Raw genomic sequence first — 13,851 nt, 5'->3', positions numbered from 1 at the left:
CCGTGGGACGCTTGGCGACTTTGAGCCGACGCGCGGTGGCGCTCGGCGCGGCAGCCGTGGTGCTGACCTCGTGTGGTTCCTGGAAGGGCATCGCGAACGTGCCGCTGCCCGGTGGGCCCGGTACCGGTCCCGACCACACCACGATCTACGTGCAGATGCCGGATACGTTGGCGCTCAACGTCAACAGCCGGGTGCGGGTGGCCGACGTGTACGTCGGCCGGGTGCGGTCGATCGAGTTGAAGAACTGGGTCGCCACGCTGACGCTGGACCTCGACAACACGGTGCAGCTGCCTAAGAACACGCTGGCCAAGATCGGCCAGACCAGCTTGCTGGGTTCGCAGCACGTGCAGCTCGACGCTCCGCCGGACCCGTCCCCGGAGAAGTTGAAGACCGGCGACACCATCCCGCTGAAGAACGCGTCGGCCTTCCCGACGACCGAGCGCGTGCTGGCGAGCATCGCGTCGATCCTCACCGGTGGCGGGGTGTCGAACCTGGAGACCATCCAGACCGAGATCTTCAACGTCCTCAACGGCCGGTCCGACCAGATCCGGGATTTCCTGGGCAAGCTCGACACGTTCACCGACCAGCTGAACCAGCAGCGCGACGACATCACCCGGGCCATCGATTCGACGAACCGGTTGCTCTCGATCGTCGAGCAGCGCAACGACACCCTCGACCAGGTGCTGACCGAGTTCCCGCCGCTGATCAAGCATTTCGCAGACACTCGCGATCTGTTCGCCGACGCGGTGCAGGCGCTGGGCCGGATCAGCAACGCCGCCGACGATGCGCTGTCGCCGGCCAGCGGTGACCTGAACACCAACCTGGCCAACCTGCAGCGTCCGCTGCGGGAGCTGGGTAAGGCCGGGCCGTACCTGCTCGGTGCGCTGAAGCTCATCTTCACCGCACCGTTCAGCATCGAGAACGTGCCGAAGGTGGTTCGCGGTGACTACATCAACGTCTCGATCCTGGTGGATCTGACGCTGTCGGCCATCGACAACGGCATCCTGAGCGGCACGGGAGTCTCGGGCATGCTCCGGGCACTCGAGCAGTCGTGGGGCCGCGATCCGAACACGATGATCCCGGATGTGCGGTTCACCCCGAACCCGCACGACGCTCCGGGTGGACCGCTGGTGGAAAGGGGTGAGTGAGCAGTGCTGACCCGTTTCATCAAGATCCAGTTGGTCATCTTCACGGTGCTGACCGTGGCGGCGGTCGCGGTGCTGGGCCTGTACTACCTGCGCTTGCCGAGCCTGGCCGGCGTGGGGCAGTACACGCTCTACACCGAGCTGCCGCGATCAGGCGGCCTGTACGCCACCGGCAACGTGACGTACCGCGGCACCCAGATCGGCAAGGTGACCGACGTCGAGCCCACCGAGAACGGCGCCCGGGCGACGCTGAGCATCAACGACGACGTCAAGGTCCCGGTGGACGTGACCGCCGAGGTGCACTCGGTGTCGGCGATCGGTGAGCAGTACCTCGACCTGGTGCCCGCTGCCGACACCAAGCAGTACCTCAGTCCGGGGCAGACGATCACGAAGAGCACGGTTCCGGCCGAGGTCGGGCCCGCGCTGGACGCGGCCAACCGCGGCCTGGCCGTGCTGCCGAAGGAGAAAATCGATTCGCTGCTGACCGAGACGTCCGCGGCGGTCGGCGGACTCGGTCCGTCTCTGCAGCGCCTCGTCGAGTCCACGACGAACCTCGCAGAAGGCTTCCGCGACAACCTGCCGCAGGTCAACGACATCATCGCCAACTCGGCGCCGATCCTGAACAGCCAGGTGCAATCGGGTGACGCGATCGCGCAGTGGTCGCGCAACCTGAACATCATCGCGAGCCAGACCGCCGAGCAGGACGGTGCTCTGCGCAGCGGTCTGCAGCAGGCGGCGCCCACGCTGGATCAGGTGAACACGTTGTTCTCCGACGTGCGCGACTCGCTGCCGCAGACGCTGGCCAACCTTTCGGTGGTCATCGACATGCTCAAGCGCTACAACAAGGGCCTCGAGCAGGCGCTGGTGATCCTGCCCCAGGGGGCGTCGCTGACGCAGGCGGGCACGATCTTCGAGAACGAGGGTCTGCTGCACTTCGGCCTGTCGATCAACCTGCCGCCGCCGTGCATGACCGGCTTCCTGCCGGCCTCGGAGTGGCGTTCGCCCGCCGACACGTCCATGGCTCCGCTGCCGACCGGGACCTACTGCAAGATCCCGAAGGACTACCAGGGCAACGTCGTTCGCGGCGCTCGTAACTACCCGTGTGCGGATGTGCCGGGCAAGCGCGCGGCCTCTCCGAAGGAATGCCACAGCAACGAGCCGTACGTGCCGCTGGGTACCAACCCGTGGTACGGCGACCCAAACCAGGTGCTGTCCTGCCCCGCCCCCGGTGCGCGCTGTGACCAGGGCGTGGATCCGGGCCGGGTGATCCCGGCGCCGTCGGTGAACAACGGCATGAATCCGTTGCCGGCCGACAAGCTGCCGCCGCCGCTGAGCACCTCGCCGGTCAGTGATCCGATCAGCCCACCGGGCTCGGGTACCGTCAGCTGCAGCGGGCAACAGCCCAACCCGTGCATCTACACTCCCGCGCAGGGTCCGCCCGGCAGCACCGCCGCGTACAGCCCCCAGAGCGGCGAGGTGGTCGGCCCCGACGGGGTGCGATACAACGTGAAGAACTCGAGTAACCCAGGAGATGACGGATGGAAGGAGATGCTGGCTCCAGCCGGCTGAACCCCCCCATCGACACCCCCGAGGACGGCGCCGCCGACGAGGAAACGACGGCCGCCGAGGACACTGTGGCGGTCGACGAGACGACGGTGGCCGAAGGGTCCGTCGACGACACCCCGACGGACGACACCCTGACGGACGACGGTCGTCGGCCCTCGCGGCTCAGCACTCGCGGGGTCGCGGCGCTGACCGCGGTGCTCGTTCTGCTGGCCGGCGGCGCTGCGGCCGGTGGCTACTACGCGTTGAAGTCGAATCAGCGTGCTGCCGCGATCGCCCGCAGCGACGACGCCGCACTGGCCGCCGCCAAGGAGTGTGTGGCGGCGACCAATGCGCCTGACACCGCGGCGATGACCGTGGCGCAGTCCAAGATCCTGGAGTGCTCGACCGGTGACTTCGGCGTCCAGGCCGGCCTGTTCGGCAGCGTGATCGCCGAGGCGTACCAGGCGGCCAACGCGAAGGTCGCCGTCGACGACCTGCGCGCCGCGGTCGAGCGGCACAACCCGGACGGATCGATCAACGTACTCGTCGCGGTCCGGGTGGCGATCACCAATTCGCAGGCCGCCAATCAGCAGGTCGGTTACCGGCTGCGCGCGACGATGGCGTTCGACGAGGGCCGGTATCGCATCGCCAAGCTGGACCAGGTCACGTCGTGACGGCAGTGCTGCCGGTTGCCGACTCGACGTCCGACACCCCGGAGGTCGACCGGGCGTCGTGGTCGGTGCGGGCGGGTGCACTGCTCGTCGACATCCTGCCGGGTGCGGCCGTGATCGCGACGATGGCGCTGCTGGCTCTCGCGTCGCCGGCCGACGGTTGGGCGCGATGGGCGTTCACCGGTGCGGCCGCGGTGGCGCTGTTCGCGACGGCGGTCAACCGGCTGGTCCTTCCCTCGGCGACGGGCTGGACGCTCGGCCGGGCGCTAAGCGGAATCGCGGTGCGCGGTCGGGACGGCGGCGCCGTCGGCATCGGCCGGCTGGCTCTGCGGGAGCTCGCCCACCTGCTCGACACGTTGGCCGTGTTCGTCGGCTGGCTGTGGCCGCTGTGGGATCGGCGGCGGCGCACATTCGCCGACATGCTGGCCCGCACCGAGGTCCTGGTCGTCGAGCGGCCGGCGCGCAACGTGCGGCGGCTCGTCGCGATGGTGTTGATCGTCGTGGCGCTGGTGTGCGCTGCGGCGGCTGGATTGGGTTACCTCACGGTGTATCGGCACGAGCGTGCCGTGGATGCGGCGCGTGTCCAGATCGACGAGCAGGGTCCGCGCATCGTCGAGCAGATGCTGACCTACACCGCTGACACGATGGCGGCTGACTTCGCTCGGGCGCAGTCGCTGACCACCGGCGCCTACCGGGAGCAGCTCGCCGCGCAGCAGCAGGCCGCCCAGAAGGCGGGGATCAAGTCCAACGAGTACTGGGCGGTGAGCCATGCGGTGCTCACTGATCCGCCGGTCACGCCCGACACGGCGTCCATGCTGCTGGCGATGCAGGGCCAGCGTGGCGATGATCCGAAAGACCTGAAGTTCATCACGGCGACGGTCCGCGTCGACTTCGACCGCACCGACGGCCAGTGGCGGGTGGCGAACCTGACCGTGTTGAAGAAGCCCCAGATGAACCCGGCCGGCCAGTGAGTCCGCGGCGCAAGGTCGACGAGACGGCGACCGACTACTTCGGCACCGAGCCACGGCGACCGAAACGCTGGGGGCTGCCCGTGGTGGCGACGGTGGTGGCGTTGGTGGTCGCCGCTGCGATCACGGCGAGCACCCTGATGCTGATCCGGCACGAACACGACCGCACCGAGGCTGTGCGGGAGGCGTCGGCGCTGGGCTACACCCGCGAATTCATGACCGAGTACATGACGCTGGACCCGTTCAACGCGAACGCCTATGCGGACCGGATCGCCGCGCAGGCCACCGGTGAGTTCGCGAAGAGTTTCAAGGAGAAGCAGAACGAGATCCTGGTGCAGGTGGCCCGCGGAGAGCCGACCACCGGCACGGTGCTCGCCGCAGGGGTGCAGCGCTGGAACGACGACGGCAGCGCCGACGTGTTGATCGCGACCAAGGCGACGTCGACGACGCCCGACGGCAAGACGACGATCGAAAGTGGCAGCCGCTGGATCGCCACGACGATCAAGGAAGGACAGCAGTGGAAGATCAGCAACCTGATTCAGGTGATCTGACCACCGACGAGTCGGCGACCCCCAGCGACCCCGCCACCCCGCCGCGCCGCCGCCGGTTCTTCCGGCGGAACCGCGTGGCAGCGCCCGCGGCGGAGCAGCCCGACGAGACGGTCGAGCGGCTGGAGCCCGAGTCTTCCGCGGTGGAGACGCCGCTGGAACAGACGGCGGATCTGCCGAAGAAGCCCGTCGGGAAGGCCGCGCGTACCCCGAAGCGCGAGGTCACCGCAGACACCGACACCGACACCACCGACCCGGATGCCGACGCTGCCGACACACCCGAGGGCGACGTCACAGCCGACGAGACCGACGAGGCCGACGAGACCGACGAGGCCGCCCCCGCGGACGAGATCCGGATGGTCGAGCACCGCCCGGCAGGGCGCGGGCTGGTCGCGGCCGCGGTCGTCGCCTCGGTGCTCTTCGTCGGTGGAGGCGCCTTCGCCGGCGCGATGGTGCAGCCCTACCTCGCGCAGCGAGCGATGAACACCACCAAGCTCGAGATCGCCCGCACTGCGACCGCGGCGATCACCGCACTGTGGACCTACACCCCAGAGGACATGCCTGCTCTGGCCGACCGGGCGTCGCGGTTCCTCGGTGGGGACTTCGCCAGCGACTACCGCAAGTACATCGACGCGATCGTCGAGCCGAACAAGCAGGCGCAGGTCACCAACACGACCGAGGTGGTCGGCGCCGCTGTGGAGAGTGTCTCGCCCGCCCTCACGCCGACCGACGCCACGGCGATCGTGTACACCAATTCGATTTCGACGAGCCCCGTCACCAAGAACATCCCATCGCTGCGCTACCTGTCCTACCGTCTGACGATGAAGCGCGACGGCGGGGAGTGGCTGATCACCCGGATGTCGACCGTCACGTCGTTCGACCTCACCCCGCAGCTGTAGGGACGCGTTTCGCGTGTTCCACGTGAAACGTCACCCGAATGCTCCGTCGGGGTTCTTCCGCTGCGAAGCCGTTGGGCTGCAATGGCTTTCGGATGCCGACGGGGGTGTTCCCGCCGCGCGGGTCGTCGCCGTCGACGAGCAGTCGCTGACGCTGGAGCGCCTGGCGTCGGTCGCACCCGAACGCGCGGCCGCGCGGACGTTCGGCGCACGGCTGGCTCACACCCACGCCGCCGGTGCCGAGGGTTTCGGCGCGCCACCGCCCGGGTGGACCGCTGCGTCGGGATTCTTCGGTCCGCTCGAGCAGCCGCTACCGATGACCTACAGCCGCGACCGGTCGTGGGGACGCTTCTACGGGGAGCATCGGCTCGCGCCGATGCTCGAGCGGGCGCGGTTGGGGCAAGACGCCCGCGAGGCAATCGAGGCGGTCATATCCCGGTGTGCAGCAGGAGATTTCGACGACACTGACGAAGAGCCGTGTCGGCTGCACGGTGACCTGTGGAGCGGCAACGTGATGTGGACCGCCGCCGGCGTGGTCCTGATCGACCCCGCGGCGCACGGCGGGCACCGGGAGACCGACCTGGCGATGCTGTCCCTGTTCGGATGTCCGCACCGCGACGAGATTCTCGCGGGCTACCAGGAGGTCCGTCCGCTGAGTGCGGGGTGGCGCGACAGGATCGGGCTGCACCAGCTCTACCCGCTGCTCGCGCACGTGGTGCTGTTCGGTTCCGGCTACGAGCGTCAGACGCTGGCGGCAGCGCGCAGCGCGCTGGCCGCTAGTTGAAGGCCAGCCACGCCGGCTGTGCCCGTTCGTGCGAATCGCACAGCACCGCCATCGTGTCGCAGGAACCCTGCGGCGACCCCGCGCCCGCCCACATACCGCCGGTGTCGCGGCGCAGCACGATGGCCGACGACCCGCCGCCGTCGAGCAGGACGGCCGTGTCGCTGCCCAGCCCGCGGAACAGGTCCTGGATCTGGTCGGGGGTGTAGCTGCCGCCGGAGAACACGTACATCTCGTCGCGGTCGCGCACGTAGGCGATCGCGGTGCGTGCCGCGCTCGGGCCGGGATCGTTCATCTGGCCGGTGTCGCCGGGGGCGAGCAGGTGCATGCCGGCGACCGCGACGAACCGGGTGCCTTTGTCGATCAGGCCGGCGACCACAGGGGAGGCCGCGTCGAAGTCGTTGTCGCTCTTGGGCGGAATCACGAACGGTGCGCCTTGGACCGGCAGGATCATCGTCGAGAGCGCCATCCAGTTCTCGTTGCCACCCGAGAGCCCCTGCTTGCCGGCATAGGCCAGCGTGCCGGTGACCGCGGCGTTGGTGCGACCGAGGTTGCGGGTGTTGTCGACGTAGGCACCCAGTGGCGAGCTGCAGCCGGTCGACTTCCACGAACCGCCCTGCTGGCCGCGCACGTCGAAGAAGTTCGCGTTGATCGCGATCGTCGGCTGGCCGAGCACCTGCCACGCCTGCAGCGGAGAGTAGGTCTCCGACGCCTGCAGCAGACCTTCGGCGGTGCGGGCCCGGGGATCACGTTCGCAGCGGGCCTGGAACCCCGTGTGGGAGTCGGCCAGCAGCCGCGGCGCCAGCCTCGACGAGGCGGCCTTGATGATCATCAGCCGGCCGCCGTTGCCCATCTCGTACCAGCGACCTGAGGCGTCGAGCATGGGGGCGGGGAACCCAGATCCGAAGTTGTAGACCAGATACGAGCCCTTGGTGGTGGCGATCGCCGCGGCAAGTTGTTCCCGGGCGCTGGCCGCTGCGGCTTCCGGCGCGCTGATCCCAGCGGCCACCAGGACGCAGATCACCGAAGCGGCGGCGCCGCGCAATCGTCGGGCGATGTTTGCGACAGGAGTCGACATGGGCGGCTCCTTCGACGGGTTGACAGACCTGACTAGCCAGAAAGACAACAATAATCGCAGGAGAACCAGTGTCAACTTTCGTCACAGCAGTATCACAGGATGATTCCGCGATGGTTGCCGGACGGTTTGCTAGGCGGAGGCCGCAGGGCTCAGACGCTGCTCTGCGCCGGTACGACGTGCACCGTGCTCACGATCTGTCCGTTGTCGTCGGTCGTGCCGACGGTGACGTAGAGAGTTCCGTCCGGGGCGACAGACACCGCATTCGCTGCGAACTGATCCAGGATCATCGGCGGTGCACCCTCGGTGACGAACACCTCCCGGGTGCCGTCGGCGTTTGCCGCGAAGACGCGCGTCAGCTGCTGGAAGTCGGACGGCCCGCCGTAAATCTCTTCGTAGAACACGTAGTAGAACGTGCCGTCGGGCCCGATCTCGACCGGCCCGCTCGGCTGGTAGTCGTCGCCGGAGAAGAACTCGTCGAAGACGGTGGCTCCGCTGCTGTCGATCGAGAGCAGTTGGGTGCCGTCCGGAGTCAGGCCGACGATGTGGGCGGTGTTTCCGATGACCTCGACCTGGAACTGCGACACATCCGTCTCGTACAGCACGTCAGAGAGGAACCCGGCAGACGGGATCGCGACCCGGTACTCCTGGCCGTCGCTGAGGATCGCGAAAACCGTTCCATCATCGCCGTATTGGAATGATGCCGTGCTGAATGATGTCTCAAGCACCGACGCCTCGGCGACGCCGTCGGTGACTGCGATGAGTCTGCTGCCGGCTCCGTCGAGCAGGTAGACGGTCGCGCCACGGCCGGCGACGATGTCGCCCCGGTAGGTGCCGACGTCGACGGTGCTGACGGCGCCTTCGGCATTGACGTACATCAGCTCGTCTCCGTTTATGCGCACGTACGCGCCGCTGCCGTCGGCCGTGGAGACGGGGTCGCCCTGCCATCCGGTGACGGGGTAGTCGACCCGATTCCCTTCTGCGTCGATGACGGAGACCCAGGAATTGTTCCGGTCGAACCAGGTGAACACGGCTGAACCACCCGCGGTCGCGATGCTGTCCGCGCCCGACGGCACCGGTAGGAACGAGCGGTAGACAGAGCCATCGGCAGTCACGACGAGCACGCCAGCCGATTGGTTGAGCTGTCCGTCGGGTTCCCGGCCAATGGTGTCGGCGAGGACGTATGCCGTCCCGTCCGTCCCCAACACAACCGACCTCGCATAGCTCCGGTCGGTGATGTCGGTGCCGTCAAGTGGAGTCAGCGCGATGATGGATTCGCCTTCCGACGGCGAAATTCGCCAGAGCGACGCGCGTTCGGTGTTGTCCACGCCGAACTGTGAGACCGCGACGTAGAGCGTCCCGTCCGGTCCGGTGACGCCTGCGATGGGGTAGGAATTGGCTGCGTAACCGCGTACATGGCTCGACACCTGACCGGCGGACGTGACGCGCCACACGGCCGCTGTCTCGTCGGTGCTGTCGAGTCCGAGGTAGTAGTTGGTGCCCTCGGCTGAGCGTATCCACTGCCCGTACACGGGCACCGCCACCGAGGTCAGGTCTGCATCCGGTGTCACCACCACGAGATTTGCGAACCCATCGTCGAGGTCGGATTCGCCGACGGAGACGTAAGCAATCCCGCCATCAGCAAGCGTGACGATCTCGGCTGTCACCCGTCTGGAGAACGGACCCGTCACGATGCCGCCGTCGACCGTTCCGGCGACATCGACGTGTCCGTCGGGATTCGCAACGAGAATGGTTGTGGTATCGGTGTTTTCGTCGTAGATGAACTGGTAACCGCGACCGGTCGTACCCACGACGGTCGAGATCTGGGGTACGCCGAACACAGGTGGCTGCGGTATGGCGTCGAGGCTGAGCAGATGGGTCCCGCCCTGACTGGTCAGCGCGTACACCTGTGATTCGTCCGGACTGATCGCCAGTGCGTCAACAGTGCTGCCCGGCAACGCGACTGACTGCACCTCCTCGGTAGCGACGGTGACAACCACAAAGGACTGCCCGTCGTCCGAGGTGACCGTGCCGAAAACCTGCGTCCCGTCAGCGCTCAGGGTCAATCCGCTCAACGAGCCGGGTACCAAGATGTCATACGTCGATCTGCCGTAGTCGTCAACGACTGTCAGGTAATGCTCCGTGCCATCCTCCAGTGCGGTACCGAGGAAGAACCGACCGTCATCAGAGACGAGAAGGTCGCTTGTCACCACGTTGCCCCGGCCGAAGGAACGCGTTCCACCAGTGGAGTCCGCTGCGTTGATGGCGATGTAGTTCTGCCGCCCCTGGTTGACTAGGAGGAAGCCGGTGGCGCCGTCACCGCTCAACTGGATCGAGCCTTGGAAGGGGGCGCCCAGATCGCCTCCACCACCTTCTGCAGTATCGGTGTCCAGCCTGATGAAGAACTCGTAGGTTTCGTCCGCCGTCTGGCCGGGTGCACGAACCACGAAGTATGCGTACTTGCTGTCATCGCTGTATCGGACGGGGGTGAGCAGTTCACCGTCTTCGACATACAACCCGGCTTCCGATTCGCCGGTGACGAGGTCGATCACGGTGAAAGCCGCAGCAGGTACACCCTCCGCCGAGGCCGTCATCACAAAGGCGCGCAACCCATCTGGGGTGACGCGAACGGCGTCGGTCATGTCGTCGGGAAGGTCCACAGTGCGCACGGCGTCCGTTGTCGCGTCGATGACGGCCAGTGCGTAGTCACCGGACGAGTCACTGGTCGTCACGTAGACGCGGTCGCCGTTCGCAGAGAACGTGACATCGCCAAGCGTGCGCCCCGGCAACGCAATTGCCCGCGATGTGGCGGTCGCGGTGTCGATGAGCAGCACCGTGTCGCCGCTGGTGGCGTAGGCGCGGGCGCCGTCTGCGCTGAGCGCGATCGGCCCGTCGATCGAGCCCAGCGGCACCAGGTATCCGGTCCGCGCGGCTGTGTCGATGACCGTCAACCGGTAGTCGGTCGTACCGTCTGCGGCCACCTCGACCGTGGACAGGTAGGCGCGGCGACCGTCGGAGCTGACGACGATCGGCCGGGCTGCCGTGCCGTTGATCGCGATGTGCCCGTCGGCAGTCGTCGAGAACAGGATCGGAACGGTGACAACGACATTCGCGATTCCTCCGTGTCCGTCGTCGACGGAGATCGTGAAGGAATCCAGGCGATCGGCGGCGCTGGCCGTCGCGGCGGACGCCGCTGTGCGCACCGCCGCTGTGGGCGTGTAGGTCCACTGCCCGGTGGACTCGTCGAACGTCACCTCCACACCCTTGGCTGAGGTGCCGACCGTGAAGATCGGCGGATCACCGTCAGGATCGGAGACAGTGACTGTCCCGATGACGGTTCCTGTCACGGCGGCCGGCGCTCCGCCGGTGACCGGTGTGATCGCGGGTGGCTCGTTGGCAGGGCTGATCTGGACGTCGATCACGGTGGTCTGCACTCCGCCGTAGCCGTCGCGGAAGGTGAACGTGACCGTGGCGACCGTCGGGTCTGCCGCCGCCAGGGCCGCGAAGCGCATCATCCGCGCTGTTCCGCCGCCCGCCAACGCCGCCGCGGCGGCGTGCCGTGCTTCCGGGGTGGCCTCGAACGTCCATATGCCCGTGGTGATGTCGTACTCGACGGTGCCCTGCGCAGGGTCGACGTCGATGTCGGCGTCGATGGGATCACCGTCGGCGTCGGTGACGATCAGGACCCCCGACGTGACGCCCGTGTCGGCGTCGACCTCCTGCTCGGGTTCCTCGGTGACCACCGGCACCTCGTTCGCGCCGACGATCGACACCGTGATCGGGACGACAGTGACGGTGCCCTCCGAGTCGGTGACCGTGACGGTGAAGGTGTGCAGTTTGTCTGTGGTGTCGGCATTGTCGGCCGCCGCCTGGTGGCGGGCCGCCGGGGTCGGCGTGTAGGTCCACGTGCCGTCGGCGTCCACCGTGGCCTCGCCGAGCTCGCTGTCGTCGCTCACCTGGTACTCCAGCGGCCCGCCCGACGGGTTGGGCACGGTGATGACGCCGGTGGCGGGCTGTTCACCGGAGGCGGCCAGCGGACTGACCGCCACGGTGACGTCGAAGGTGGCGACTCCGCCGTATCCGTCGGTGACTGTCACGGTGAACGTGTCGGTGACGTCGGACTCCGTTGCTTCCTGGCGCGCGGAAACCGTTGGTGTGTAGGTGAACCCACCATCGGTCGCGATGACGACCTCGCCCTTCGCGGTGGTGGCGGATCCGCTGAAGGTGAGCGGGTCGCCGTCGTTGTCGCTGGCGGTCAGTGTGCCGCTCACCGCCCCGGTGGTGGAATCGGCGTCCCCGGTTGTCGCCGATCCACCCACCGGGGCGGCGTTCGTGGGGCTGATTGTGACGGTCACCGGAACCGTCAACAGCCCGCCTTTACCGTCGGCCACCGTCACCGAGAAGCTGTCGCTGCGCAGGGCGGCGCCCGCGTTCGTCGCCGCAGCGGCATGCCGCGCCGCCGCGGTCGGTGTGTAGGTGAAACTGCCGTCCGATGTCACGACGACGGTCCCGCGGACGGGTGTGGTGCCGCCGAGTGCGTAGGTGAGGGGGTCGCCGTTGGGATCGGTGGCGCTGACGGTTCCGGTGACGACGCCGTCGCTGCCGGGGTTGCCGACCGATGCAGAACCGTTGGCCGGGGCGGCGTTCGGTGGCGGTGGAGCGATCCGGACGTGGACGGTCGTGGTGGCGGTGCCGCCGTGACCGTCGTCGACCGTGACGGTGAAGCTGTCGAGGCGCCGGAAGACGCTGCGCGCGTCCTCCCGCGCCTGCTCGGTGGGCGTGTAGGTGAAACGGCCCTGGGCATCGACCGTGACCGTGCCGCGCGCGGTGGTGGCCGGCGCGGTGTAGGTGATGGGATCACCGTCTCGGTCCTTGACCACCACGCTGCCCTGCACGACGCCCGACGTCGGATCGGGTGCGGCAACTGTGTTCGTCGCCGAGGGTTTCGCGTTGGCCGGCCGGATCGCGACGGTGATCGGCACCACGGCTGTACCACCCGCGCCGTCGGACACGGTGATGGTGAAGGTATCTGTCGTGATCCCGCCCGGCGCGGCTGCGGCATGCCGGGCGGCGGCGCTGGGTGTGTAGGTGAACGTGCCGGAGCGGTTGACGGTGACGCTTCCGGCGAGTGGTGTCGATGCGGCATACGTCAGCCGGTCGCGGTCCGCGTCTGACGCACGGACGTCGCCGACCACCTTGCCGCTGAACGAACTCGGACTCCTCTGGTAGGCCAGACTCGCGGTCGGCGCCGTGTTTTGCGCAGCGGACTCCCGACGCGACGCGGCCGCGAGCAACCACATCGCGGGCGCGATGATCGGCGCCCCGCCCGGAGCGGGCGCGAACGGCACGGCAGGTGTTGCGAGGCCTCTCGTCGCGGTGACGTCGGGAGCCCGATAGGAGACGATCGCGACGGGCGGAGCGATTGCGTCGGCGATGTCCACCGGCGCAGGAGGCTGCGAGGGCGCACCGGGATCGGAGCCCTCGTCTGCGGCGGGCGCGGAGTCGGTGGCCGCCGGCCGAGTGCCGGCGGCATCGCTCTCGGCGGCCGCGACTTGCTCGTCGGCCACGCGTTTCTCGACGGCGGCTCGGTGCCGTCGCATCGGTCGGTCATGCCCGGAGGCCGCGGGCTCGTCGGCATCCCCGGTGTCCGCCTCGGGCGGTTCGATGTCCTGCCCGGGATCATCGACGGCACTCCCGTCGGACGTGCCGGCGTCGGAAACAGGGTCCGGATCGTCGCTGTCCGAGTCGATGTCCGAGTCGTTGTCGGGCGCGCTCGGATCGTTCGCCGGTGCCGTGCGCTCCGGCGGGTCGGCGGTGTCCGAGCCGGCCGGCGCACCGTCGGACGAGGTCGTTGCCGACGCCGTGTCGTCTGCCGCGGCGATCGCCGGTGGAGCAGCCAGGCCAACCCCAAGCAGAACGGCCAGAACCCCGACCCGGCCCACGCATGTTGACGCCTTCATAGAACCCCCCGTTCAGCAACGACCACTCGCACATCGGCCGCCTACGGTGAGTCTGGCGAATCTGCCAGGAAAATTCGGGGATTTCACAGCATCTGCAACAGCAAAGTCGCAAATGGTCATATTTGGCCCTGAAGCGTCCTCAAGCCACGAGGAGAGACATCGTGCAGTGGCAGCGAGGATGCATGCCAGCAAATTTGCTTACGCAACCAATCGTCATCGGATCATCAATCGGCTGTCGCCCCTCACGTGGCGCCGCACCCCG

At 67.9% G+C, this 13,851-nt stretch carries 9 protein-coding genes; 7 read left to right on the top strand and 2 right to left on the bottom strand.

Features of this window, described 5'->3' with window-relative positions; translation table 11 throughout:
* Positions 1-2: 2 nt before the first annotated feature.
* The 7 genes from PGN37_RS04445 to PGN37_RS04415 are packed head-to-tail and all read left to right on the top strand — an operon-like array spanning position 3 to position 6,557.
* The gene (locus tag PGN37_RS04445; protein WP_335329825.1) at positions 3-1,148 is read left to right on the top strand and encodes a virulence factor Mce family protein; all 1,146 of its coding nucleotides are present in this window, start codon (positions 3-5) and stop codon (positions 1,146-1,148) included.
* A 3-nt stretch (positions 1,149-1,151) separates the two neighbouring features.
* Positions 1,152-2,714: an MlaD family protein gene (locus tag PGN37_RS04440; protein WP_335329824.1), complete on the top strand. Its 1,563-nt coding sequence runs from the start codon at positions 1,152-1,154 to the stop codon at positions 2,712-2,714.
* On the top strand, positions 2,684-3,364 hold the full coding sequence (locus PGN37_RS04435; protein ID WP_335329823.1) for a hypothetical protein: 681 nt from the start codon (positions 2,684-2,686) through the stop codon (positions 3,362-3,364). The genes PGN37_RS04440 and PGN37_RS04435 overlap by 31 nt, the downstream gene beginning before the upstream one ends.
* Entirely contained in the window at positions 3,361-4,332 is a 972-nt protein-coding gene (locus PGN37_RS04430; RefSeq protein WP_335329822.1) for an RDD family protein, read from the top strand. Before PGN37_RS04435 ends, PGN37_RS04430 begins: the two co-directional genes overlap by 4 nt.
* Positions 4,329-4,880 carry a mammalian cell entry protein gene (locus PGN37_RS04425; protein ID WP_335329821.1) on the top strand — a complete coding sequence of 184 codons (552 nt, stop codon included), beginning with the start codon at positions 4,329-4,331 and terminating at the stop codon, positions 4,878-4,880. Before PGN37_RS04430 ends, PGN37_RS04425 begins: the two co-directional genes overlap by 4 nt.
* A complete protein-coding gene (locus PGN37_RS04420) occupies positions 4,847-5,776 on the top strand; it encodes a mammalian cell entry protein (protein WP_335329820.1) in 930 nt (309 codons plus the stop codon). The genes PGN37_RS04425 and PGN37_RS04420 overlap by 34 nt, the downstream gene beginning before the upstream one ends.
* Positions 5,777-5,789: 13 nt before the next feature.
* Positions 5,790-6,557: a fructosamine kinase family protein gene (locus tag PGN37_RS04415; RefSeq protein WP_335329819.1), complete on the top strand. Its 768-nt coding sequence runs from the start codon at positions 5,790-5,792 to the stop codon at positions 6,555-6,557.
* On the opposite strand, the gene PGN37_RS04410 is transcribed toward PGN37_RS04415, so the two are convergent.
* Both PGN37_RS04410 and PGN37_RS04405 read right to left on the bottom strand, forming a co-directional pair.
* Positions 6,550-7,632: a phosphodiester glycosidase family protein gene (locus PGN37_RS04410; RefSeq protein ID WP_335329818.1), complete on the bottom strand. Its 1,083-nt coding sequence runs from the start codon at positions 7,630-7,632 to the stop codon at positions 6,550-6,552. The genes PGN37_RS04415 and PGN37_RS04410 overlap by 8 nt on opposite strands.
* A 149-nt stretch (positions 7,633-7,781) precedes the next feature.
* On the bottom strand, positions 7,782-13,589 hold the full coding sequence (locus tag PGN37_RS04405; protein WP_335329817.1) for an Ig-like domain-containing protein: 5,808 nt from the start codon (positions 13,587-13,589) through the stop codon (positions 7,782-7,784).
* Between the last annotated feature and the right edge of the window lie 262 nt (positions 13,590-13,851).

This window comes from Mycobacterium kyogaense (assembly GCF_036946525.1).
In the GTDB taxonomy this organism is placed as follows: Bacteria; Actinomycetota; Actinomycetes; order Mycobacteriales; family Mycobacteriaceae; genus Mycobacterium; species Mycobacterium kyogaense_A.
This window is presented reverse-complemented; position numbering and strand designations above follow the sequence as displayed.

Excerpts from the sequence above, each read along its gene's own strand:
- PGN37_RS04405 (WP_335329817.1), bottom strand. The coding sequence starts at position 13,589 with ATGAAGGCGTCAACATGCGTGGGCCGGGTCGGGGTTCTGGCCGTTCTG.
- PGN37_RS04435 (WP_335329823.1), top strand. The coding sequence starts at position 2,684 with ATGGAAGGAGATGCTGGCTCCAGCCGGCTGAACCCCCCCATCGACACC.
- PGN37_RS04410 (WP_335329818.1), bottom strand. The coding sequence starts at position 7,632 with ATGTCGACTCCTGTCGCAAACATCGCCCGACGATTGCGCGGCGCCGCC.